General features: G+C 72.3%; 23 protein-coding genes and 1 riboswitch. Of the genes, 8 read left to right on the top strand and 15 right to left on the bottom strand.

Annotated features, from left to right (window positions below):
• Positions 1 to 130: 130 nt before the first annotated feature.
• From AB0B57_RS21660 to AB0B57_RS21670, 3 genes are all read left to right on the top strand, one after another.
• On the top strand, positions 131 to 1,393 hold the full coding sequence (locus AB0B57_RS21660) for a DUF2786 domain-containing protein (protein ID WP_357072497.1): 1,263 nt from the start codon (positions 131 to 133) through the stop codon (positions 1,391 to 1,393).
• Positions 1,394 to 1,570: 177 nt separating this feature from the next.
• On the top strand, positions 1,571 to 1,927 hold the full coding sequence (locus tag AB0B57_RS21665) for a YciI family protein (protein ID WP_355027449.1): 357 nt from the start codon (positions 1,571 to 1,573) through the stop codon (positions 1,925 to 1,927).
• The gene (locus AB0B57_RS21670; RefSeq protein WP_357072500.1) at positions 1,924 to 3,201 is read left to right on the top strand and encodes a DUF6596 domain-containing protein; all 1,278 of its coding nucleotides are present in this window, start codon (positions 1,924 to 1,926) and stop codon (positions 3,199 to 3,201) included. The genes AB0B57_RS21665 and AB0B57_RS21670 overlap by 4 nt, the downstream gene beginning before the upstream one ends.
• A 24-nt stretch (positions 3,202 to 3,225) precedes the next feature.
• On the opposite strand, the gene AB0B57_RS21675 is transcribed toward AB0B57_RS21670, so the two are convergent.
• From AB0B57_RS21675 to AB0B57_RS21705, 7 genes are all read right to left on the bottom strand, one after another.
• Positions 3,226 to 4,674 (bottom strand): alpha/beta hydrolase, encoded by a 1,449-nt coding sequence (locus tag AB0B57_RS21675; protein WP_357072503.1) that lies wholly within the window; start codon positions 4,672 to 4,674, stop codon positions 3,226 to 3,228.
• A gap of 120 nt (positions 4,675 to 4,794) precedes the next feature.
• Positions 4,795 to 5,064 (bottom strand): hypothetical protein, encoded by a 270-nt coding sequence (locus tag AB0B57_RS21680; protein ID WP_357072506.1) that lies wholly within the window; start codon positions 5,062 to 5,064, stop codon positions 4,795 to 4,797.
• Positions 5,061 to 5,408 (bottom strand): helix-turn-helix domain-containing protein, encoded by a 348-nt coding sequence (locus tag AB0B57_RS21685; RefSeq protein ID WP_357072509.1) that lies wholly within the window; start codon positions 5,406 to 5,408, stop codon positions 5,061 to 5,063. The genes AB0B57_RS21680 and AB0B57_RS21685 overlap by 4 nt, the downstream gene beginning before the upstream one ends.
• Positions 5,409 to 5,571: 163 nt before the next feature.
• Entirely contained in the window at positions 5,572 to 5,745 is a 174-nt protein-coding gene (locus tag AB0B57_RS21690; RefSeq protein WP_357072512.1) for a CsbD family protein, read from the bottom strand.
• A 74-nt stretch (positions 5,746 to 5,819) separates the two neighbouring features.
• Positions 5,820 to 8,069, bottom strand: a complete 2,250-nt coding sequence (locus tag AB0B57_RS21695; protein WP_357072515.1) for a heavy metal translocating P-type ATPase — start codon at positions 8,067 to 8,069, stop codon at positions 5,820 to 5,822.
• Positions 8,070 to 8,082: 13 nt separating this feature from the next.
• Positions 8,083 to 9,039 (bottom strand): hypothetical protein, encoded by a 957-nt coding sequence (locus AB0B57_RS21700; RefSeq protein WP_357072747.1) that lies wholly within the window; start codon positions 9,037 to 9,039, stop codon positions 8,083 to 8,085.
• A gap of 14 nt (positions 9,040 to 9,053) precedes the next feature.
• Positions 9,054 to 9,263, bottom strand: coding sequence for a copper ion binding protein (locus tag AB0B57_RS21705; RefSeq protein WP_357072518.1), 210 nt, complete (start codon positions 9,261 to 9,263; stop codon positions 9,054 to 9,056).
• A 96-nt stretch (positions 9,264 to 9,359) separates the two neighbouring features.
• Here AB0B57_RS21705 and AB0B57_RS21710 point away from each other — a divergent pair, with 96 nt between their 5' ends.
• From AB0B57_RS21710 to AB0B57_RS21720, 3 genes are all read left to right on the top strand, one after another.
• Complete coding sequence (locus tag AB0B57_RS21710) at positions 9,360 to 9,656, top strand: metal-sensitive transcriptional regulator (protein WP_030329541.1); 297 nt, start codon at positions 9,360 to 9,362, stop codon at positions 9,654 to 9,656.
• Positions 9,657 to 9,947: 291 nt separating this feature from the next.
• On the top strand, positions 9,948 to 11,318 hold the full coding sequence (locus AB0B57_RS21715) for a YibE/F family protein (RefSeq protein ID WP_357072521.1): 1,371 nt from the start codon (positions 9,948 to 9,950) through the stop codon (positions 11,316 to 11,318).
• Between the two features lie 166 nt (positions 11,319 to 11,484).
• A riboswitch (cyclic di-AMP (ydaO/yuaA leader) is annotated at positions 11,485 to 11,615 on the top strand.
• A gap of 4 nt (positions 11,616 to 11,619) precedes the next feature.
• A complete protein-coding gene (locus tag AB0B57_RS21720; protein ID WP_357072524.1) occupies positions 11,620 to 12,639 on the top strand; it encodes a hypothetical protein in 1,020 nt (339 codons plus the stop codon).
• Positions 12,640 to 12,696: 57 nt separating this feature from the next.
• Here the strand turns inward: AB0B57_RS21720 and AB0B57_RS21725 are convergent, their stop codons facing one another.
• The gene (locus AB0B57_RS21725; RefSeq protein ID WP_357072528.1) at positions 12,697 to 13,404 is read right to left on the bottom strand and encodes a carbonic anhydrase; all 708 of its coding nucleotides are present in this window, start codon (positions 13,402 to 13,404) and stop codon (positions 12,697 to 12,699) included.
• A 228-nt stretch (positions 13,405 to 13,632) separates the two neighbouring features.
• On the opposite strand from AB0B57_RS21725, the gene AB0B57_RS21730 reads away from it, so the two are divergent.
• Positions 13,633 to 13,968: a MarR family winged helix-turn-helix transcriptional regulator gene (locus tag AB0B57_RS21730; protein ID WP_357072531.1), complete on the top strand. Its 336-nt coding sequence runs from the start codon at positions 13,633 to 13,635 to the stop codon at positions 13,966 to 13,968.
• A gap of 51 nt (positions 13,969 to 14,019) precedes the next feature.
• Positions 14,020 to 15,261, top strand: a complete 1,242-nt coding sequence (mycP, locus tag AB0B57_RS21735; protein ID WP_357072534.1) for a type VII secretion-associated serine protease mycosin — start codon at positions 14,020 to 14,022, stop codon at positions 15,259 to 15,261.
• Positions 15,262 to 15,390: 129 nt separating this feature from the next.
• On the opposite strand, the gene AB0B57_RS21740 is transcribed toward mycP, so the two are convergent.
• From AB0B57_RS21740 to eccCa, 7 genes are all read right to left on the bottom strand, one after another.
• Positions 15,391 to 15,669, bottom strand: coding sequence for a WXG100 family type VII secretion target (locus tag AB0B57_RS21740; RefSeq protein WP_357072537.1), 279 nt, complete (start codon positions 15,667 to 15,669; stop codon positions 15,391 to 15,393).
• 25 nt (positions 15,670 to 15,694) lie between these two features.
• Positions 15,695 to 16,003 carry a WXG100 family type VII secretion target gene (locus AB0B57_RS21745; RefSeq protein ID WP_088986628.1) on the bottom strand — a complete coding sequence of 103 codons (309 nt, stop codon included), beginning with the start codon at positions 16,001 to 16,003 and terminating at the stop codon, positions 15,695 to 15,697.
• Positions 16,004 to 16,168: 165 nt separating this feature from the next.
• A complete protein-coding gene (locus AB0B57_RS21750; RefSeq protein ID WP_357072540.1) occupies positions 16,169 to 16,438 on the bottom strand; it encodes a hypothetical protein in 270 nt (89 codons plus the stop codon).
• A 23-nt stretch (positions 16,439 to 16,461) separates the two neighbouring features.
• Positions 16,462 to 17,187 carry a hypothetical protein gene (locus tag AB0B57_RS21755; protein ID WP_357072543.1) on the bottom strand — a complete coding sequence of 242 codons (726 nt, stop codon included), beginning with the start codon at positions 17,185 to 17,187 and terminating at the stop codon, positions 16,462 to 16,464.
• A 31-nt stretch (positions 17,188 to 17,218) separates the two neighbouring features.
• The gene (locus AB0B57_RS21760; protein WP_357072546.1) at positions 17,219 to 17,512 is read right to left on the bottom strand and encodes a hypothetical protein; all 294 of its coding nucleotides are present in this window, start codon (positions 17,510 to 17,512) and stop codon (positions 17,219 to 17,221) included.
• Between the two features lie 17 nt (positions 17,513 to 17,529).
• Entirely contained in the window at positions 17,530 to 17,952 is a 423-nt protein-coding gene (locus AB0B57_RS21765; protein WP_357072549.1) for a YbaB/EbfC family nucleoid-associated protein, read from the bottom strand.
• Between the two features lie 67 nt (positions 17,953 to 18,019).
• Positions 18,020 to 21,985, bottom strand: coding sequence for a type VII secretion protein EccCa (gene eccCa, locus AB0B57_RS21770; protein WP_357072552.1), 3,966 nt, complete (start codon positions 21,983 to 21,985; stop codon positions 18,020 to 18,022).
• Between the last annotated feature and the right edge of the window lie 37 nt (positions 21,986 to 22,022).

Here is a 22,022-nt window from a genome sequence, read left to right on the forward strand (position 1 = left end):
TGATCAAGCACGCGGCGGGCGCGGCGGCAACATCGCCGTTTCGTGCTTCCGGGGCCTCGCGCGGCATGATCATGGAGCTGGGGCGGGTCGGGCAGCCTCGCCGGCAGCGGAACCCGAGAAGGAGGTGCCCGTGCCGGACGCGGACGAACTTGTCGCCAACGCACTCGCGGCGGTGCGCGGCACCGACGTACGGCAGGCCGAACGGCAGCTGGACCAGCTGATGGTCGGCACCGGCGCGGCGGACGGCACCACGGCGGTGGACGCGGCGCTGGTGCGTCGCCTGGTCCGCGGCCTGGCGCGGCTCTGGCCGCGCGGCTGGCAGCCGGTCGACGTGGACCGGATCACCGCGCGGCGGCTCGACGCCCGCGCGGCGCGGCTGGTCCGCGACGCGATGGCCGTGCAGCGGCGCGCGCAGTCGGATCCGGTCCCGGCCTGGTTCGACGAGCAGTTGCGGGCGTTGGCCGCCGAGGTGCGGGCGGACGACGAAAAGGTGCTGTCCGGCTGGTCCGCCCGCGAGGCGCTGGACCGGGTCGACGCGCTCCGCGCGGCCGTGGACGTCCTCGCGCTCGTGGAGAGCCTGCCGCCGATCGCGGTGCTGCGCCCGCCACCCGGGTCGAGCGGGGCGGCGCTCCCCCGCACGGCCGGTACGGCGCGCAGCGGGTCGCCGATGCTGGACCGGGTACGGGCGCTGCTGGCCAAGGCCGAGTCGACGACCTTCCCGGCCGAGGCGGAGGCGCTGACCGGTAAGGCGCAGGAGCTGATCGCCCGGCACAGCATCGACGAGGCGCTGCTGGCCGCCGGGTCGGAGCGCGGCGACGTGCCCGGCGGGGTACGCCTGAGCACCGACACCCCGTACGCGGGCGCGAAGGCACTGCTGGTGCAGGAGGTGGCGGCGGCGAACAGGTGTGAGGCGGTCTGGTCCGACGATCTCGGCTTCGCCACCGTGCTGGGCTGGCCGGCCGATCTGGTGGCGGTGGAGTTGCTCTACACCTCGCTGCTGGTGCAGGCCACCGCGGCCATGTTGCGGGGTCGGGCCGAGCGGCGGGCGGGGTCGGGGCGGCGGACGAAGGTCTGGGACGAGTCGTTCCTCAACGCGTTCGCGCTGCGGATCGGCGAGCGGTTTCGCGCGGCAACCGAGGCGGCCACCGACGCGGCGGACCGGGCGGCGGCCGAGACGGCCGGGGCGGAGCGGCTGTTGCCGGTGCTCGCCGCCCGGGGCGAGGCGGTCCGGGAGCGGCTGGACACGCTCTTCCCGGGCGTCACCCGGCACCGACTCAGCGTGCGCGACGCCGAGGGCTGGTCGTCGGGCACCTCGGCCGCCGACCGGGCGTCGTTGGACGTCGGCGGCGGGCGCAAGCCCCGCCAGGTGCCCGGCCGACCCGATCGGCGCTGAGCCACCTCGCGCCGAACCGATCGGCGCCGAGCCACCCGGCGTGGGACCGCCACCGGCGGAGATATCTGCGATTTCCTTCGGTACGCCGTAGGGATCGGGTTGTCGGCTCCGACCCTCCGGTGAGTCCCGCCCCGACCGGGGTGCGACCAGAGCCTGAGGAGCGTCGCCGTGAAGTACATGCTGCTGATCTGGAACCGGCCCGGCTTCACCGAGGAGCTTTCCGAGCAGGACCGCACCGCCCTGTTCGGGGAGGTCGACGAGATCATGAAGGAGTTGACCGAGACCGGCGAGTTGATCGGCGGCCAGGCGCTGGCCAATCCGTCGCAGACGTTGACGGTCCGGGCCGTCGACGGCCGGGCCGAGGTCATCGACGGGCCGTTCATGGAGAGCAAGGAGCAGTTCGCCGGTTACCTGGCTGTCGACTGCGACAGCCCGCAGCGGGCCGCCGAGATCGCCGCCCGTTGGCCGGACGTGCGCTTCGGCGGCGCGATGGAGGTCCGCCCGATCATGGACGAGGCCGGAGCAGAGATGTGACAGACGACCGGACGGTCGAGGATCTGCTGCGCACTGTCGCGCCGCAGGTCCTCGGCCTGCTGGTCCGCCGGCACGGCCAGTTCGACAGGTGCGAGGACGCGGTCCAGGAGGCGCTGCTCGCCGCCGCGACACAGTGGCCCGCGCAGGGCGTACCGGACAGTCCGCGCGCGTGGCTGCTCACCGTGGCCACCCGCCGGCTCACCGACGAGTGGCGCAGCGAGAGCGCCCGCCGCGACCGCGAGCTGGCGGTGGCGCTGCGCGAGCCGGCGTACGCCGCGGTGGCGCCACCGGCCGACGCGGAGCCCGCGGCGGCGGACGCCGACGACACCCTCACCCTGCTGTTCCTCTGCTGCCACCCGGCGTTGACCGGGTCGGCGCAGGTGGCGCTCACCCTGCGGGCGGTCGGCGGTCTCAGCACCGCCCAGATCGCCCGGGCGCACCTGCTGCCGGAGGCGACGATGAGTCAACGGATCCGCCGGGCGAAGCAGCGGATCGAGGCCGCGGGGGCCCGGTTCACCATGCCGGGGCCGGCCGAGCGGGACGAGCGGCTGCGCACGGTGCTCCGGGTGCTCTACCTGATCTTCAATGAGGGCTACACCGCGTCCAGCGGCCCGGACCTGCACCGGGCCGAGCTGACCGGCGAGGCGATCCGGCTGACGCGCGTCCTGCACGGGCTGCTGCCCGACGACGGCGAGGTGGCCGGGTTGCTGGCGTTGATGCTGCTCACCGATGCGCACCGGGCGGCTCGGCTGGGCCCGGACGGTGAGTTGGTGCCGCTCGCCGAGCAGGACCGCAGCCGGTGGGACGCCGCCGCCAGCGCGGAGGGGATCGCGTTGATCACCGATGCGTTGACCTGGTCGCCGCCCGGCCCGTACCAATTCCAGGCCGCGATCGCCGCGGTGCACGCCGAGGCGCCGACGGCGGCGGAGACGGACTGGCGGCAGATCGTCGCCCTCTACCGGCTGTTGGCCCGGATCTCGCCGAACCCACTTGTCACCCTCAACCAGGCGGTGGCGGTTGCCATGGTGGACGGGCCCCGGGCCGGGTTGGCCCTGCTCACGTCCCTGGACGCCGACGACCGCACCGCCGGGCACCACCGGCTCGCCGCCGTCCGGGCGCACCTGCTGGAGCTGGCCGGGGAGGCTGGCGCGGCGCGGAACGCGTACCTGGCGGCGGCCCGGGGCACCACGAGTCGGCCCGAGCAGCGGTACCTGGAGCTGAAGGCCGCTCGACTGGCGGGAGTGCGACGGCCGCCGACCGCCGGGCAGCTCTGACCCCGGCGGCCGGCGGCGGCGCGGTCACTCGTCGGGGTCGACGGCCGGGCAGGTGGTGCCCCGGGCCGGCACCTTCTGGTCGATCAGGTAGGCGTCGACGGCCCGCTCGACACACGGGCTGGTGGTGTAGCTGCCGTGCCCCCACCCTTCGTAGGTGAGCAGCACGCCGTGCCGGCCCAACTGCCGCGCCACGTTCGTGGCCCAGTTGTACCCGCTGGCCGGGTCGTGCACGGTGGCGGCGATCAGCAGCGGCACGTCGGTGCGTACCCGCAGGCGGTGCTGCGGGTTGGCGACCGGCGTCGGGGTGCCCAGGCAGGTCGCGAGGGCGAACACCGCCGTCGGATACCGCAGGTCGGGCGCGAGCCGGGCCACCCGGCGCAGGTGTCCGTCGTACTCCCGGTAGTCCCGGACGGGCAGGCTCCAGTCCTGGCAGAAGACCGCGAAGGGGTACGCCGCCACGGCGTCGCCGGTCGACGGTCCGGCGCTTCGCCCGGTGGTTGGGGCTTCCAGGTCTTGCAACCACTCGGCGAGCCCCGGCCACCGCGAGGTGTCGTAGAACTCCCGGTGGGTGAGCCGGCTCAACTCGAACGGGGTCAGCACGACCCCGGGCCGTTTCGGGTCGGTGAGCGTGCCTGCCTCGGCGCGGCCGCGCAATCCCTCCCAGAGCGCCCGGAAGTCCCGGCCGTGCAGGGCGCAGGCGGTGGACCTGTCACACCAGGCGACGAACTCGTCGAACGCGTCCTGCGAGGTGACGGCCTGGGTGTCCAGGAACGCGCGGGTGCCGACGCTGTGGTCCACCGCGGCCTCCAGCACCATGGCCCGGACCCGGTGCGGGAACAGTTCGGCGTACTGCTCACCGAGCAGGGTGCCGTACGAGCTGCCATGGAAGGTCAACTGCCGCTCGCCGAGCGCGGCGCGGATCGCGTCCAGGTCGCGGGCGGCGCTGATGGTGTCCACGTGGTCGTAGAGCGGCCCGGTGCGGGCCCGGCAGTCGGCCCGCAGCAGCGCGTTGCCGGCCAGTGTGGCGTCGAACTGGGCCTGGTCGGCGATCAGTTGCGGCTGCTGGGCGAGCAGGGCCCGGGAGCAGACCACCGGGTTGCTGCCGCCGGTGCCGCGCGGGTCGAAGCCGACGATGTCGAACCGACGGCGCAGGTCGGCGCTGAACCGGGAGCTGCCGTTGACCACCCGCTCGACGCCACTGTCACCCGGGCCGCCGGGGCCGAAGACCAGCGCACCCTCTCGGGTGGCCGGCTTGGCGACCCGGCGGGCCAGCGCCAGGTCGAAGCGCTCTCCCCGGGGCCGGTCCCAGTCGACCGGCAGGGACAGGGTGCCGCACTCGGCGGAGTCGTCGGCGGCACAGGGATGCCAGTCGATCGTGGGGTGGGCGGCGGCCGGGCTCGCCGGGGTCAGCCCGGCGGCCGTGAGGGCCAGGGCGACCGCCCAGCCGACTGCGGATTTGCGTACACGCAGCATGGAGTGCTGTCCTCTCCTCGAAGGAGCGTTGCCGGTGAAACTCGCCCACCGGGCGAGGTGATGCTGCTTCCACCCGGGCCGTCGAGTAGCCGCTCGACGGCCCGGGGCCTTCGGCCGTGGTCAGTCGACCTCGACCAGGACGCGTTCGACACTTGTCATCCGGGTCTCCATCCCGGCGAGCCGGCCGTCCATCGCCGCGAGCAGTCGGGCGTTCTCCGCCTGCGCCTGGGCGGCCGTCTCGGCGAGCTGGCGGTAGTCGTCCGCGCGGGACGCCTCGTAGCGGGCCCGCCGGGTCTTGGCTAGCTGCACGATGGTCACCGTGGCCACGCTGACCAGGAAGGCGAAGATGCCGATCGCGCCGACCACCTCGGTCCAGTCGTGCTCGCTCATCGGTCCGCTCCTGGTTGCTCGGCCGAGTCGGGCACGGTCAGCGTCTCGGCCGCCGCCGCGATGATCTCGGGGGTGAGGGTGAGCACGAACGGCTGCACCTCGTAGTAGTTCATGGCCTTCCCGTCCTCCGACAACTCCAGGCTCGCGGTGACCAGCCCGGCCGCCGCCAGCTTCCGTAGGTGGACCTGCAACAGCGCTCGGCTGATGCCCAGTTGCCGGGCCAGCCCGCTGACGTAGGCGCGCTCGCGGGCCAGCGCGGCGACGATTCGCAGCCGGTGCGGGTTGGCCAACGAGGCCAGCACCCGCACCAGGTCGTCGCCGATCGGCGATGGGGCACTGCTCACAACCGGCCCTCGCACATGCAAAGAGAAGCTAGCAGGTATGCCCGCGCGGCGGTACGGACCGAGGGCGGAATCAGGGGGTTCTCAGGGTCACCGGAAAGGCCGGACACACAGACACGCCGGGCCGGTGAATGATCACCGGCCCGGCGTGCGGGTACGTCGTACGTCAGCTCTTGAAGGCGTCCTTGATCTTCTCGCCGGCCTGCTTGAGCTTGGCCGTGGACTGGTCAGTGCGACCCTCGGCCTCGAGCTGCTCGTTATCGGTGGCGCGACCAGCGCCTTCCTTCAGCTTGCCGGCCGCGTCCTCGGTGGCGTTGTTGATCTTGTCGTCGATACCCATTGCCAACCTCCATTGCAAGCGTCGCTACGACAGGACCAGTACCCCCACCGTCGGCGGTCCAACCATTACCGCCGTCACAGTCCGCCACCGCCCGCCGGGCGGAACCGGCGCAGCCGCAGACTGTTGGCCACCACGAAGACCGAGGACAACGCCATCGTGGCTCCGGCGATCATCGGGTTGAGCAGCCCGGCGGCGGCCAACGGCAGGGCCGCCACGTTGTAACCGAACGCCCAGAACAGGTTGCCGCGGATGATGCCGAGCGTGCGTCGGGACAACCGGATGGCGTCCACGGCGGCGTCCAGGTCGCCCCGGACGAGGGTGAGGTCGGACGCCTCGATCGCCACGTCGGTGCCGGTGCCCATCGCCAACCCCAGGTCGGCCTGGGCCAGCGCCGGGGCGTCGTTGACCCCGTCGCCGACCATCGCCACCGACCGCCCCTGCGCCTGGAGCCGCTTGACCACGTCGACCTTGCCGGCCGGCAGCACCTCGGCGATCACCTCGTCGATGCCCACCTCGGCGGCGATCGCCCGGGCCACCGTGGTGTTGTCTCCGGTCAGCAGGATCGGGGTGAGCCCCAGCGCCCGCAGTCGGGCCACCGCCGCCCGGCTGGTCGGCCGGACCACGTCGGCGACCGCGAGCACGCCCCGGGCCCGCCCGTCCCAGCCCGCGACGATCGCCGTACGGCCGGCGGCCTCCGCGGCAGCGACGGCCGACTCGACCTCCGGCGGCACCTCGATCTCGCGCTCGCGCAGCAGCCGGGCCCGACCGACGAGCACGGCCCGCCCGTCGACGGTGCCGGTCACGCCCAGCCCTTCGAGGTTGCGGAAGCCCGTCACCGGGGGCAGCGACCCCGTCTCGCTCGCACCCGCCGCGACCGCTCGGGCGATCGGGTGCTCGGAGGCGGCCTCCACCGCCCCGGCGAGCCGGAGCAGCTCGGCCCGCTCCGCACCACTCGACGGCACCACGTCCACCAGGGTCATCCGGCCGGTCGTCACGGTGCCGGTCTTGTCCAGCACCACGGTGTCCACCCGGCGGGTGGACTCCAGCGCTTCCGGCCCCTTGATCAGCACACCCAGTTGGGCACCTCGACCGGTGCCGACCAGCAGCGCGGTCGGGGTGGCCAGGCCGAGCGCGCAGGGGCAGGCGATGATCAGCACGGCGACGGCGGCGGTGAACGCGGCAGTCGGGCCGGCCCCGGTGCCGAGCCACCAGCCGAGCGTGCCGACGGCCAGGGTGATGACGATCGGCACGAAGACACCGGAGATCCGGTCCGCCAGCCGCTGCACGGCCGCCTTGCCGCTCTGCGCCTGCTCGACCAGGTCGGCCATCCGGGCGAGCTGGGTGTCCGCGCCGACCCGGGTGGCGCTGACGATGAGCCGTCCGCCCGCGTTGATGGTGGCGCCGACCACGCCGTCCCCCGGGCCGACCTCGACCGGCACCGACTCACCGGTGAGCATGCTGGCGTCGACGGCGGAGGTGCCCTCCTCGACCACCCCGTCGGTGGCGATCTTCTCACCGGGTCGGACCACGAACCGGTCGCCGACGACGAGCCGATCCACCGGGATCAGGGTCTCCACCCCGTCGCGCAGCACCGCCACCTCCCTGGCGCCGAGCGCGAGCAGGGCGCGCAGGGCCGCACCGGCGGTCCGCTTGGATCGGGCCTCGAAGTAGCGACCGGCCAGGATGAAGACCGTCACCCCGGCGGCCGCCTCCAGGTAGATGTTGCCGGCGCCGTCGGTGCGGGTGATGGCGAAGCGGAACGGGTGCGTCATCCCGGGCATGCCGGCGTCACCGAGGAAGAGCGCCCAGAGCGACCAGCCGAACGCGGCAAGCGTGCCGAGCGAGACCAGCGTGTCCATCGTCGCCGCACCGTGCCGCAGGTTGGTCCAGGCGGCCCGGTGGAACGGCAGCCCACCCCAGACCACCACCGGGGCGGCCAGGGTCAGCGACAGCCACTGCCAGTAGTCGAACTGCCAGGCCGGGACCATCGCCAGCAGGACCACCGGCACGCTGAGGGCCACCGAGACCCAGAGCCGGGTACGCGGACCGCGCAGCGGATCCGCCGGCTCCTCGGCCGTCGGCGCGGCCGGCAGCGCCGCCGTGTACCCGGTCTTGCGCACGGTCTCGATCAGGTCGTCCGGGGTGACGCCGTCGGCGTACCGGACGGACGCCTTCTCGGTGGCGTAGTTGACGGCGGCGCTCACCCCGTCCATCCGGTTGAGTTTCTTCTCGATCCGGGCGGCGCAGGCGGCGCAGGTCATCCCGCCGATCGCCAACTCGATCCGGTTGGGTGCCTCGGGCAGCGGTCTGCTGGTGGTGGTCATCGTCTTCGTCCCGTCAGTTGTGCCCGTGCCCGGGCGTGCCGTGGTCGGCACCGCCGCTCGGCGCGGGTCCGCTCGGGTTGCTCCCGGCCGGCGGGGCGTCGGCCGGCGGGGTGCCGGTCACGACTGTGAACTCGGCGGTGTGCACCGCCCCGCCGTGCCGGAAGTCGAGGTAGAGCCGGTAGCTCCCGGTCGAGGGCACGTCGGCGAGGAAGGTGACGGCCGGGCCGGGTTGGGTCCGCCCGTCGCCGGGCGTCCCGTCCGGGTGCACGTGCAGGTACGCGAGGTCACCCCGGCGCAGTGCCACCAGGTGCCCGTACGCGCCCAGGTAGGGCTCCAGGTCGGTGACCGGCCGCCCGTCCCGGCTGACGGTGAGGGTGAGCGGCGAGGTGCGGCCGGGCTGCGGCGCGCCGGTCAGGGTGACCGTGTAGCCGTCAACGGTGGTGCTTGTCGCCGGGGCGGGCAACTGTCGTTCGGTCAGCGCACCGGGCACTGTCACGTCCACGCCGAGCGTCAGCGGCTCACCCCCGGTCGGGGTGAAGTCGGCGAACGCCCGCCACTGCCCGGGGCCGGCCAGCGGTGTGCCGACCCGCCAGGTGCCGTCCGCGCCCAGGTCGGGGTGCACGTGCCGGAAACCGGACAGGTCCCGGCGGGCCACGATCAGGTGCATCCGCCTGTCGTGTGCCACGTCGTACCGGGTCACCGGCTGGCCGTCCGGACCGGTGATCCGGAAGGCGAACTGGTCGGCCGGGGCGGCGACCGGGGCGAGGGTGTAGCCGCGGTCGGAGACGAGCAGCCCACCGGGAATCCGGTCGGCCGGCTCGCCGCGTTCTTCAGTCGTGTGGACGGCGTCGCCGTCATGCCGGCCCTCGACGACCGGGGTGCGGTCGGCCACCCGGCCGACCGTGTAGGTGGCGCCGAAGATCGCCGCGAGGCCGGCAGCGAATCCGGCGAGTCTCGTCACGGTACGCATGCCGGCGCCCGCGCTCACGCGTCGACGAGGTCGTAGCCGGCCTCGTCGACGGCGGCCCGGACGACCTGCACGTCCAGCGGCTGCTCGCTGCTCACGTTGACCTGGCCGGTCGCGAGGTCGACCTGGACGTCTCGCACGCCCGCGATGGCGCCGACCTCGGCGCTCACCGCGCTGACGCAGTGCCCACAGGTCATGCCCTGCACCTGGAACGTGGTGTTGACCATCGGATCGTCTCCTTTGCCGTTACCGGTACCCGGTGGGGGTATCAGGTCCGGAAGCGACCGTACCATACCCCCCGGGGGTAGGCTATCCTGGTCGGCATGACCGCACCCACCCCGATCCGCGGGTACACCGCCAGCAAGGACCAGCTGCTCGCGCGGCTCCGCCGAGTCGAGGGCCAGGTCCGCGGCATCGAGAAGATGGTCGACGACGACCGCTACTGCATCGACGTGCTCACCCAGATCTCCGCGATCCAGGCCGCCCTCGACAAGGTGGCGCTGGGGCTGCTCGACGGACACGCCCGGCACTGCATGCACGAGGGGGCCGCCGAGGGGCGGGCCGACGAGATGGCCACCGAGATGATGGCGGCCGTCGGCCGGCTGATGAAGCGCGGCTGACCGCCCCGCACCCCGACGCCGGCACGCGGCGGTTCCCCGTCACGACCTGCGCCCCCGGGCCGGGCTGGTTAGCATTCCCCACGATGACCCCCCGCATGCCGCTGCGCGAACGGGCACCGGCGTCGCCACGCCGTGGCGTCGCCGCTGGCCACCCGGGCCGGGCACTGACCATCCGTGATCAGGTGGTCGCCGGTCAGCGATCCACCGCGTCTCCCGCCGCGATTCCACGGTGCGGATGAACCGACCGGCTCACTGACACGTACCCCGCACCGGATCGTTGGGAGTCTCGCCTTGGGTTCCGACCACACCCGCTCTGCTCCGTCCGCCCCGCCCCGGGTGCGGCGGCTCCTCGTCGTGACGGTGGTGCCCCTCTTCGTCGCCACCGTGCTCGCCGCGGCCCTGCTCTGGCCGCGCGGCGGGACACCGCAGACCGACGCCGGGGCGGACGTGCCGCGCTACGGCGGCACGGTGACCCGGGTGGTGACCGAGCCGTGCCCGCCGCTGCCGTCGAGCCCCGAGGGCACGCCCCGGGTCGGCGGCGGGCCGTGCGGCACTGTCGACGTCCGGGTGGACGACGGGCCGACCGCGGGTCAACAGGTCCGGACACCGATCCCCGACGGACCCGGCGCACCACGGGTCGAGGTCGGCGACGAGGTCATCCTCGTCGAGCTGACCGATCCCGTCGATCCCAGCACCAGCAACTGGAACATCGCCGAGCACCAGCGCGGCACCCCGATGCTGTGGCTGGCGGTGATCTTCGCCGCGGCGATCGTCGCGTTCGGTCGGTGGCGGGGTCTGGCCGCACTCGCCGGGTTGGCGGCCAGCTTCGCCATCCTGCTCACGTTCGTGCTGCCGGGCATCGGTGCCGGCAAGTCGCCCCTGCTGGTGGCGGTGGTCGGCGCGGCACTGATCATGTTCGTGGTGCTCTATCTGACGCACGGGGTCACCGCACAGACCTCGGTGGCGGTGCTCGGCACCCTGGGCAGCCTGGTGCTGACCGGGCTGCTCGCCACCATCGCCACGGCCGCGACCCACCTCACCGGCTTCGGCAGCGAGGACGCGACGACACTGTCGATGTTCCAGGCCGACGTGGACCTACACGGCCTGCTGCTCGCCGGGATCATCATCGGATCGCTCGGGGTGCTCGACGACGTGACGGTCACCCAGGCGGCCACCGTCACCGAGCTGGCGCACGCCAACCCCGGGCTGACCCGGTTGCAGCTCTACCGCGCCGCGACCCGGGTCGGCCGCGCGCACATCGCCTCCACTGTCAACACCATCGTGCTGGCGTACGCGGGCGCGTCGCTGCCCCTGCTGCTCCTGCTCACCGCCGACTCGCGGCCGATCGGGCAGATCCTCACCAGCGAGTTCCTCGCGCAGGAAATCGTCCGCAGCGCGGTCGCCACGCTCGGCCTGATCGCCGCCGTGCCACTGACCACCGGGCTGGCCGCGATCGTGACCGCCGCCGGACGCGCCGACGCCACACCGCCCGCCGACGCCGCCCGGCGGCCACCGGAGCCGGACCGGGCGGAGCCGCTGGCCGCCCTCAGCTCACCGCGAACCTCTCGACCCGACGAGCCGGAGCAGACCCGGACCCCACCCCCATCCACGGCCACCGACGGGTGGCCGGAGTCGAACAGGAGCACGGAAACGGCATGGTGACACTCCTCAGCGTGACCAGATCGGATCTCCACCCTGAGAACCGCGTCACTGATCACCCAGCGCTATGGCGAAATGACACTTTTGGTCGGCATCCAGGCGTAGCTCACGCAGTCGACTCTCGGGTAACCTCGCTGCCGGTTACCGATGAAGGCGCGAAGCGGCGCCTGCGGTGCCACCGCCCAATCGCCAACCGGCGAGCCGGGGACCCAGGTATGTGGGGTGAATCCGCGTCAGCGGTAGGGGCCACTTCCGCCCCGAACCCGTCAGCTAACCCGGTCGGCGGTCGACGGAAGGGAACATTGTGACGGCACCCCTACGCCGCTGGTTGACACCCGTGGTGGCCGTGATCGCCGCACTGACCGTGCTCGCCGGGCCCCTGCCGGCCCACGCCGCCCCGACGACCCCGACACCGTCCGGGCACGAGGAGGACGGCGAGCCGAAGCTGCTCAACGACGTCATCGAGCAGGCCAACCGGGACTACTCCGCCGCCAAGTCCAAACTGGACAAGTCCAAGAAGCGTCAGCTGGAGCTGGCGCTGGAGGTGGACCGGGCCAAGGCCGACCTGGACGCGTTGGCACCACAGGTCGGGCAGATCGCCGCCCAGTCGTACCGGACCGGTCGGATCGGCGCGCTCGCGATGCTGCTCGAAAGCGACGCTCCCGACACCTTCGTGCAGCGCGCCGCGATGCTCGACGAGATCAACATGGTGAACGAGAACAAGCTCGCCGAGGTCAACGCGGTGAAGGCCCGCGCCGAGCAGGCCAAGTTCCTCCTCGACACCGAGGTTCGCGAGCAGCAGAAGCAGACCGCCGTGATGGCCAAGCGGAAGAACGAGGCCGACAAGGCGCTCTCGCTGGTCGGCGGCAAGGGCTTCACCGGCGGCCTGGTGGACGCCACCTCGCCGGTCGCCAAGATCGGGCCGGGCCGCACCGCCGACGGTGACTGGAAGGCGCAGTCGTGCAGCGAGGACGACCCGACCACGTCCGGCTGCATCACGCCTCGCACGCTGCACGCGTACAAGGAGGTCAAGCGGGCCGGCTTCAACCGGTTCGTCGGCTGCTACCGCCCCGGCGGGCCGTGGGAGCACCCGAAGGGCAAGGCCTGCGACTGGTCGCTACAGAAGAGCGGCTTCGCGCCCTGGCACAACGAGGACACCCGGACGTACGGCAACAACGTCGCCGCGTTCCTCATCCGTAACGCCGACCGGCTCGGCATCTACTACGTGATCTGGAACCGGCAGATCTGGTTCCCGGCAAGCGGTTGGAAGTCGTACAGCGGGCCGTCGAACCACACCGACCACGTCCACATGTCGCTGCTCTGACCCACCGGATCCTCCGTCGAGGGCCGCTCCGCCTCGCGCGGGGCGGCCCTCGACGTGTCAGGCGGCCGACCCGGTCGGCACGTCGAGCGTCGCGAAGCCGGCCGGCACCGCCGCCACCGGGCGCACGACGCCGGCGGCGAGCCGGTATGACACGCCCACCACCGCACACCGCCCCTGTGCCACCTCGTCGGCCAGCACGGGCGACTGCCCGAGCAGCGTCTCGACGGTCTGCGCGATGTGGATGTCGACGATGCCGTCGATGTCCTCCACACCCTCGGCACGGGCCCGGGCCAGACTGGGCAGCACGGCGTCGACCACCGCGCCCAGGTGCCCGGGAGGCTGCGTGCCGGTCGCGGCGGACTCCCGCGCCGCCTGCACCGCCCCGCACGAGTCGTGGCCGAGCACCACCACCAGCGGCGTGCCGAGGACTGTCACCGCGTACTCCACGCTGCCGAGCACCTCCGGACCGGCGGTGTGCCCGGCCGTGCGGACCACGAACAGGTCACCAAGCCCTCGGTCGAAGATGATCTCGGCGGCCAGGCGGGAGTCGGAGCAACCGACGATCACCGCGAACGGGTGCTGCCCGTCGGCCACGGCGGCCCGGCGCCCGGCGTCCTGGTTGGGGTGGCGCGGGGTGCCGCTGACGAAGCGCTGGTTTCCGGCGGTCAGCTCGGCGTACGCCTGGACCGGATCGCTGATCGCGGACGCCCGGTCGGTGGTCCGCTGCGGACCCGGCTGTCCGCCGGACGTTCCGGGACGACTCATCCCCGCACCTCGTATTCACGCGTTTTACCTGGTCAACCGGCTTGTCAGCCGGGCCGGCGGTGGGCGCTGGCTCGGGCTCCACCGTCACACGCACCGTAAGATGCGTCAAGGTATGCGTGATTTACATTTCATACGTTGACTCCGGGTCGACCCCTGAGCGACGCACCGCGGGCACGGCGGACGAGACTTCCGGGGGCAGGGCGGACATCCGAAGGAGGCGGTCACACCATGGCGAGCACTGCGACGGGCGAGACCGGCGGCGGGCGGAACTGGACGTTCCTCACCAACCACGGGCACGTTCTGCTGGCCATCGCCCGCGACCCCACCGCCCGGCTACGCGACGTCGCGGCCGAGGTCGGCGTGACCGAACGGGCCGCGCAGGCGATCGTCGCCGACCTGGAGGCGGGCGGATACCTGCACCGCACCCGCGTGGGCCGGCGCAACGAATACACCCTCAACCCGTCCGGCCGGTTCCGGCACCCCGCCGAGGCCGACCGGCAGGTCGGCGACCTGCTCGCGCTGTTCGCCGAGACGCCCACCACCGAGGTCGGCCCGCCGGCCTGACCCTCGGTCGCCGGGCCGCTGCCCGACGGGGCACAGCGGTAATCTCTGCGAGTGCGCGAATGCCCGCCGTTGAGCGCGACCAACCCGTTCCGCCGCAGTGGCCGTGCCGCTCGCGGTGTCCTCAGTGCAGCCCTGGCTGCCCTGCTCGGCACCACCCTTGTGGCACCCGTGCCGGCGCGGGCGGCACTGCCCGCCTGCGGGCCGGTCAGCGAGGAGGGCCTGACGGCGATGCCGTGGGCGCTGCGCCGGCTGGAGCCGTCCGCGGCGTGGCCGCTGTCCCGGGGCGCCGGCGTGACGGTGGCAGTCATCGATTCCGGGGTCTCCGCGGTCCACCCGCTCCTCGCCGGCCAGGTGCTCGAGGGCCGCGACTTCAGCGACCTGGCAGCCAACCAGGGCCAGTGCGACCTGGTCGGGCACGGCACGATGATCGCCGGCATCATCGCTGGCCGGGAGGGCACCGGCGCCCCGTTCAGCGGGGTCGCCCCGGCGGCCCGCATCCTGCCGATCCGGGTCCTGCCGGACCTCAAGGACACCAGGGACGCCCAGCTTCCGGTGCAGATCGCCGCGGCGATCGACTGGGCGGTCGAGCAGGGCGCCGACGTGATCAACCTGTCCCTCACGACAATTCCCGGCCCCGAGCTGACGGCCGCCGTCGACCGTGCGCTGGCCAGGCAGGTGGTGCTTGTCGCCGCCGCCGGCAACCGGGTGGAGAATCAGCAGGACCGGCCGGGATACCCGGCCGCGTACCCCGGGGTCATCGCCGTCGGCGGGGTGGACGAGCTGGGCGGTCACGTGGGCAGCTCGATCAGCGGCGACTACGTCGATATCGCCGCACCGGGGTTGAACATCATCGGGCCAGCACCCCAGGGCTCCGGCTACCGTGCCGAGCCGACCGGCGGCACCAGCTTCGCCGCCGCGTACGTCTCGGGGGTGGCCGCGCTGGTCCGGGCCGCCTACCCCACTCTCACCCCGCAGCAGGTCGCCGAACGACTGGAACGCACGGCGGACAACCCACCGGGGGGCCACAACGCCGACATCGGTTACGGCGTGGTCAACCCATACCGGGCGGTGTCGAGCCTGCTGGGCACCCGGGAGAACCCGCCCGTTGGCGCGCTCCCGGCGCCCGTCGCGCACGACGACCCCCTGGGCTGGCAGCGCACCGCCGCGATCTGGGCGGCGGCGGTCGGCGGGCTGCTCACCGTGCTGCTGCTGATCGCACGACCGATCGTGGCCCGGGGCCGCAAACGCGACTGGCGCCCGGGCCGACGCCCTGACGCACCGGCGGCCAGCTGACCTGGTGGATGGTGATGGCCGGCGATCGAGCCGGCCGCACGTCGCCCCGCTGCCGCCGCGCCACGGGCACCACAAACCAATGCGGCTCCGGCCCGGACGAACCGGACCGGAGCCGCACCGGTGAATGCGTCAGCTCCACACCTTGGAGTTGCTCATCTCCGTGGTGAGGTAGTTTTCCCGGGCGATGCCGACGGCACCGCCGATCTCGTTCAGGATCCGGTTGATGTCGCCAACCGCCGCATCCCACTTCGCCTGGTGCTGCTCGTAGGCAACCCGGTCCTCGCCGTCCCAGTGGAGCTTGGTCAGCATCGCCCGAAGCGTGTCGAGCTTTTCCTCGAGCGTCTTCGAGATGGCCTGCATCTGCTGATTGCTGCTCTCGAGGACCGCGTAGTCAACCTTGATCGTCACGATTTCCCCCTCTGCTGCCTGCGGATCACGGGTTGAGAGCAGAGTGGAACTTGTCCAGCATCTGCTGCTGCTCTTCGTCGTTGACCTGATGCGTCGTACCCGACTTGTCGAGCAGGTCAGCGATGTTGTCCATCGCCGTCAGCAGTTTGACGGTGTCCTCGTTCCAGCGCGTCATCAGCGACTGGAAGCCCGTGGACGCCTGACCCTTCCACGCCATGGCCAGGTCGTCGACAACGTTCCACAGCTTCTTGAGCTCGCCGTCGACCTCGCTGCGCGTGGACCGCACGTCACTCGCGGCGGTATGCAGAGTCGCAGCTTCGACCTCGAACGCCATGCTTCACACCCTTCCGTCATGTTGTGGTGGCGGCTTTGCCGCACCCCTCCCCCGCGGCAAGGCAGCAACACCCCACCGACGGACACTCCAGTGAAGACCGTAGCGGAATACGACCAGCCCTCGCAGCCCTGGCCGGCGCCGTCCGATGGATACCGGTGAATCGGGTCAGGCCGACCGGGAATACGAGCGGACGTGCAGCACCGCGCCGATCACGAGGATGGCCACCAGCAGCGCCACGGCCAGCCAGAGCGCCGGCACGTCGAGCGCGCGGTGCAGCACCACCGGGACCAGCGCGGCGATGCCCGTGAGCAGCACCAACTCGCCTGCCCGTCGCGCCCGCACCGACCCGCGGACCTGCGCCACCAGCGCCAGGCCGAGGAAGACCGGGATGGTCAGCAGGAAGTACACGAACAGGTAGAACAATGCCTGCGGCATCGCCGCTCCCTCTCGACCATCGCTCAGCGGTAGAACGAGTCGTCCTTGACCCAGTCGATTTTGATGTCCCGAATGTTGGGGTCGGTGCCGGTGGCAGCCCATCCCGGCCGCGAATCCGACACGAAGGCGAACTGGTCGTTGCCTCGGAAGCCGTCGGCAATGGTGGTGAACAACCCACTGATGTCGGCGAAGACCACCGCGAGCACGGCAGCGGCGACGGTCATGCCGGCGACGCCGATCGCCTCCGCGATCGGCGCGGTCGCCGGGAACATCTGGAGCGCGATCGAGGCGATGACCGCCACCAGGATCGGGATCAGCGCGTCGACAAGCGCGTTGACGGCGTCGTTGAAGGCGTCCCGGGCCGCGGTCAGGGTGTCCCGGTTGGCGTTGAACGCCTCGGCCAGCGAATTGATCTCGGCCTTCAGCTTGCGCAGGAACACCTCGAAGGCGTCGCGGTCGTCGAAGTCCCACTCGTCGCTGCCGGGGACCACCTCGTCCAGTGCCGCGCCGAACTGGTCACCACCGAGCAGCCGCGCGGCGTCGCCCCACTCCTTGATGGACTTGTTGACCTCTTCGTTGTCGAACGACTCGAGGTAGGCGATCGCGGCCACCAGCACCCCGGCGAAGGCGATCCAGGCCCAGTTGCCCCGGGCCACGCCGGCCAGTGTCCGCACCGGCGCGGTGGCCGCGGCGACGCTGTGCGAGCCGACCACGGCACCCGAGGAGTTGGCGATCAGGATCTCCGACATTGCGGGCTCCCTCCGTCTGCGGCGGACCGTCTCACTTGACGACCCACGGTTGGTCGGACCGCTCCCAGTTCTTCGCTGACTGCTCCAGATTTGCCGCGGCCGTCTGCAGGTGGACGATCCCGGACCGGAGATTGGCCAGATGCCCGTCCACCGAGCCGTTGTGCGCCGCCACGGTGGAGCCACCGAACATGGTCAGCGCACCGCCGGAGAGCTTGACGCCCTCCAGCAACTGCTGCGCGTTACGCAGATACTGGATTGGACCGTCGGCCGCCTCCATTTTCCTGGCGGCACCGCGGATGGCGTCGACGTCGACCTTGTTGGCCATCGGGCCCCTTTCTCTCGTCAGCCACGCAGCCGGCGCAGCGGGTCGTTGAGGTCCACCCCGAACTGCTTGAACCACTCCTCCGGGGTGAGCGTGCCCGCCTCGGCACGCCGGACCAGGTCGGGCCCACCGAGCATGTCCGTCAGCAGCTCCCGCGCCCGCTCCGCGTGCAGGGCGTACGCCGCGTCGATCGCGGCCTGCACCGACTCGGCCAGGCTGAAGCTGTCCAGACGCATCGCCCGCGCGTTGACCTCGACCCCGGTGACCTTCTGCTCACCATCGACGGTGACCTGGACCAGCCCGTCGGGGCTCTCGCCGCGCACGCTCAACTCGGCGCGCTGGCGCTGGAACTCGGCGAGCTGGCGCTGCTGCTCCTGCGCCTGCCGCAGCAGCCCGTCGAGGCCAGCGCCCAACCCGGCACCCGGCGTCCACGATGTGCCCACAGGATCCTCCCAACGGATGTGGCGGTACGCCGCACGTTACCGGAGCAGCCCGGCCCTGACCGTCCCGTCAGGACGGCTCGGACCAGGCGGTCTGGATCAGCTGTTGGCCGTCGCGTCGGCGGACCAGGGTGCCCCGGCCCGGCGGTTGCGGGCTCGGACGCAGGGTGCCGAAGACGGCGCCCTCCTCCCGGTTGCCGGACATCAGCAGACCCGGCGAGTCCAGCTCGCGCAGCCGCTGGAGCACCGGCTCGTAGAGCGCCCTGGACACACCACCGACGCGACGCGTGACGATCAGGTGCAGACCGATGTCGCGCGCCTGCGGCAACAACTCCTGCAGGGCGCTCAGCGGGTTGCTGCCACCGGAGGCCACCAGGTCGTAGTCGTCCACCAGGATGTACAGGTCCGGGCCCTTCCACCAGCTACGATCGCGCAGCTGGGCGGTGGTCACGTCCGGGCCGGGCAACCGGTTGGACAACGCGCTGCGGATCGACGCGAGCCCCTGGGCGAACGCCTGGTTGGACGGGGCGTAGTCGAGCAGGTGATCGCCCTCCACCGCGCCCAGCAGGCCACGCCGGTAGTCGGCGATCACCAGCCGCGCCTGGGCGGGCGTGTACCGCTCGGTGATGCCCCGGGCGATCAGCCGCAGCAGGTTGGTCTTGCCGCACTCGGCGTCGCCGAAGACCGTCAGGTGCGGCTCGTTGGCCAGATCCAGGTAGACCGGCGCGAGCGCCGACTCGTTGACACCGATCGGCAGACCGGGCGCCGACCGGTCGATGATCCGGGCCAGCTCGGCCACCGGCAGCCGGCGCGGCAGCAGCCGCACCTTCGGCGCCGGACGACCCGGCCAGTTGGCCGCCACGTGCCCGGCCAGGGCCACCGACGCCTCGCCCAGGTCGTCGATGTCCCGACGACCATCGAGCCGCGAGACGGCGGTGAGGAAGTGCAGCTTGTCCCGGGTCAGGCCACGGCCGGGCGCCTTCTCCGGCACGTTCATCGCCGCGCGGCGGTCGATCTCGGACTCGGACGCGTCGCCGAGACGCAGCTCCAACTTGGTGCCGAGCAGATCCCGCATGTTGATCCGGATCTCCGCCCACCGCACTGCGGTGAGCACCACGTGCACGCCGAAACCGAGGCCCCGGTTGGCCAGCGTGGTGATGGTCTGCTCCAGCTCCTCGTACTCCTGGCGCACCGTGTTCCAACCATCCACCACCAGGAACACGTCACCGAACGGGTCGTCGGCGAACTCGCCGGCCGCCCGGCGACGACGGTAGCTGGCCACCGAGTCGATGCCGTGCTGGGCGAAGCGCGTCTCCCGGTCGTCCAGGATCGCGACCACCTCGGCCACCGTCCGGCGGACCGCCTCGACGTCCCGGCGACCGGCCACCCCGGCCAGGTGCGGCAGGCGCTCCAGGCTGCGCAGCGCGCCTCCGCCGAAGTCCAGGCAGAAGAACTGCACCTCTCGCGGTGTGTGGGTGAGCGCCAGCGAGGCGAGCAGCGTACGCAGCATCGTGCTCTTGCCACTCAGCGACCGGCCGACGATGACCACGTTGCCACCGGCCCCGGCCAGCTCGACCATCATCGGGTCACGGCGCTGCTCGTACGGGCGGTCCACCACCCCGACCGGCACGGTCAGCCGTCCACGACCCGGCCAGGACGCGGTGCACAACCCGTAGCTGGGGTCGACGGCCAGCGGGCCGAGCAGCTCACCCAGGCTCGGCGGGTCAGCCAGCGGTGGGAGCCACACCTGGTGTGCCGGGCGGCCTCGACCCTTGAGCTGGTCGATCAGCACGTCGAGCATCGCCACGGCCTTACCGTCGGCCGGCTGCTCGGGCTCCGGCGCGGTGTCCACCGGCATCTGCGGGAGCTGTGCGGCGACGAAGTCCAGGCCGTACGGCACGATCCTGCGCTGCACCAGCGCCTGCGACGCGGCGGCCTGCTGCCCCGGCGGCCGGTACGCCCCGGACACGTACGCGGCCCGGAACCGCAGCATGGTGCTGGTGTCCGTCTTCAGGTAACCGTGCCCCGGCGCGTTCGGCAGCTCGTACGCGTCCGGCACGCCGAGCACGATCCGGCTCTCCACGGCCGAGAAGGTCCGCAGACCGATCCGGTACGACAGGTGGGTGTCCAGGCCACGCAGCTTGCCCTCTTCGAGTCGCTGACTGGCCAGCAGCAGGTGCACGCCCAGCGACCGACCCAACCGGCCGATCATCACGAACAGGTCGATGAAGTCGGGCTTGGCGGCGAGCAACTCGCTGAACTCGTCACAGATGATCAGCAGGCTGGGCATCGGGGCCAGCGGTTCGCCGGCCGCTCGCGCCTTCTCGTACTCGAAGCGGGAGACGTAGTTGCCCGCCGCCCGCAGCAGCTCCTGCCGGCGCACCATCTCGCCGGCGAGCGCGTCGCGCATGCGGTCGACAAGCGGCAGCTCGTCGGCCAGGTTGGTGATCACCGCGCTGGTGTGCGGCAGCGCCTCCAACGAGGCGAACGTCGCGCCACCCTTGAAGTCCACCAGGACGAAGTTGAGCTCTTCCGACGAGTGGGTCACCGCCAGGGCGGCCACCACCGTCCGGAGCAGCTCGCTCTTGCCGGAACCGGTGGCACCGATCACCAGGCCGTGCGGGCCCATGCCCTCGTGCGCCGACTCCTTGAAGTCGAGCTCGACCACGTTGCCGTCCGGGCCGACGCCGAGCGGGATGCGCAGCCGGTCCCGGTGACCGCGCGGGCGCCAGGTGTGCTGCACGTCCACCGTCGCGGCGTCGCCCACACCGAGCAGGTCCGGCAGCTCCGTGCTGCGGGCCAGCGGCTCGTCGCTGCTGGCCTGCTGCTGGGAGAGCCGGTAGGGGGCGATCTGCCGGGCCAGCCCCTCGGCCGCCTCGGCGCTGAGCTGGTCGGGGCGACCCAGCGGCGACGACGAGCTGCCGCGCACCAGGTCGAGCGACCTGCCGTCGGCCACGTCGAGGCAGAGCAGCCAGCGACCGGCATCGCGGGGCACCGTCCCGGAGAGGTCGATCACCGTGGTGCCGAGCAGCCCCGGGCCCACCAGTTGGCAGGTCGGCGAGACCTCGCCACCGTCGATGACCACGACCAGGTGCGGGGCGGTGGTCAACGGCTTGGCCTCGGGCGCGAACCGGGGCCGTCCGGCCAACTCGGCGGCGAGCGACGCCTCGGCCTCGGCGAGACTGGCGAAGACCAGCCGGCGGGCACCGGCGGCGTCGGTGCGGGCACCGTGGTGCGCGTGCGGCAGCCACTTCACCCAGTTCCAGGAGGGTTGCCGGTCGGGCGCGGCGACCACCGCGACCACCAGGTCGTCCGGGGCGTGGAAGGTGGCCAACTGCCCGAGCGCCGCCCGGGTCAGGTCGAGCACGGGCGCGCGGTCGCCCCGTAGCACCACCCGGCTGAACGCGCGCACCGACAACGCGGTCGGCAACTCGGGAACTGTGGAGTGGGCGCGGACGAACCGGCGCAGCGCGATGGCGCTCATCGGCTCCAGGTCCTCCACCGGCTTCGTCTCCGGCGGGACGATCTCCACCGCCAGTCGCTGCGGGCCGAGCGCGATCCGGGTCTCGCCGAAGTCGTCCTCGGTGGTCCGCCGCTCCCAGAGCCGCCGGGACGCCGCGATCGACCAGAGTGCGTCGGGCTCCGGGTGCCGCCAGGTCATCGCCGCCCGCTGCTGCTCCGCGGCGCGCCGGGTGCGCTTGCGCATCTGGGCCAGGTAGCGCATGTAGTCGCGCCGGTCGGCGTTCAGCTCGGCCTTGTCCTTGCCGCCGTTGTTGGCCAGCGAACCGATCGCCATGCCGAGCATCGAGACGCCGAAGAGGCCACCGGCGACGTACGTCATCATGCCGCCGCCCTTGCCGGCGTAGAGGAACGCCATCGCGCCGACCCCGCAGAACATCGGCAGGATCATGAGCAGCTGCCCCATCCCGCGGGGCGTCGGCTCGGGCAGCTCGGGAGGGGACTCCAGCAGCACCTCACCGCGCGGTAGAGCCGGTCCCGGCTGACGCGGGAGCCGGCGGAACACCACAGTGCTCACGGCTGTCTCCTCCCCAGAAGCGGCCTGATGACGTGCC

Source organism: Micromonospora sp. NPDC049101 (genome assembly GCF_040648675.1).
In the GTDB taxonomy this organism is placed as follows: domain Bacteria; phylum Actinomycetota; class Actinomycetes; order Mycobacteriales; family Micromonosporaceae; genus Micromonospora.

Bases quoted from the DNA above. Each gene is read 5' to 3' on its own strand.
- AB0B57_RS21750 (WP_357072540.1), bottom strand. From the start codon at position 16,438: ATGCCGCAGGCATTGTTCTACCTGTTCGTGTACTTCCTGCTGACCATC.
- AB0B57_RS21725 (WP_357072528.1), bottom strand. From the start codon at position 13,404: ATGAGTCGTCCCGGAACGTCCGGCGGACAGCCGGGTCCGCAGCGGACC.
- AB0B57_RS21675 (WP_357072503.1), bottom strand. From the start codon at position 4,674: ATGCTGCGTGTACGCAAATCCGCAGTCGGCTGGGCGGTCGCCCTGGCC.
- AB0B57_RS21680 (WP_357072506.1), bottom strand. From the start codon at position 5,064: ATGAGCGAGCACGACTGGACCGAGGTGGTCGGCGCGATCGGCATCTTC.
- AB0B57_RS21705 (WP_357072518.1), bottom strand. From the start codon at position 9,263: ATGGTCAACACCACGTTCCAGGTGCAGGGCATGACCTGTGGGCACTGC.
- AB0B57_RS21695 (WP_357072515.1), bottom strand. From the start codon at position 8,069: ATGACCACCACCAGCAGACCGCTGCCCGAGGCACCCAACCGGATCGAG.
- AB0B57_RS21745 (WP_088986628.1), bottom strand. From the start codon at position 16,003: ATGGCGTTCGAGGTCGAAGCTGCGACTCTGCATACCGCCGCGAGTGAC.
- AB0B57_RS21755 (WP_357072543.1), bottom strand. From the start codon at position 17,187: ATGTCGGAGATCCTGATCGCCAACTCCTCGGGTGCCGTGGTCGGCTCG.
- AB0B57_RS21710 (WP_030329541.1), top strand. From the start codon at position 9,360: ATGACCGCACCCACCCCGATCCGCGGGTACACCGCCAGCAAGGACCAG.
- AB0B57_RS21690 (WP_357072512.1), bottom strand. From the start codon at position 5,745: ATGGGTATCGACGACAAGATCAACAACGCCACCGAGGACGCGGCCGGC.
- AB0B57_RS21700 (WP_357072747.1), bottom strand. From the start codon at position 9,039: ATGCGTACCGTGACGAGACTCGCCGGATTCGCTGCCGGCCTCGCGGCG.
- AB0B57_RS21730 (WP_357072531.1), top strand. From the start codon at position 13,633: ATGGCGAGCACTGCGACGGGCGAGACCGGCGGCGGGCGGAACTGGACG.
- AB0B57_RS21760 (WP_357072546.1), bottom strand. From the start codon at position 17,512: ATGGCCAACAAGGTCGACGTCGACGCCATCCGCGGTGCCGCCAGGAAA.
- AB0B57_RS21665 (WP_355027449.1), top strand. From the start codon at position 1,571: ATGCTGCTGATCTGGAACCGGCCCGGCTTCACCGAGGAGCTTTCCGAG.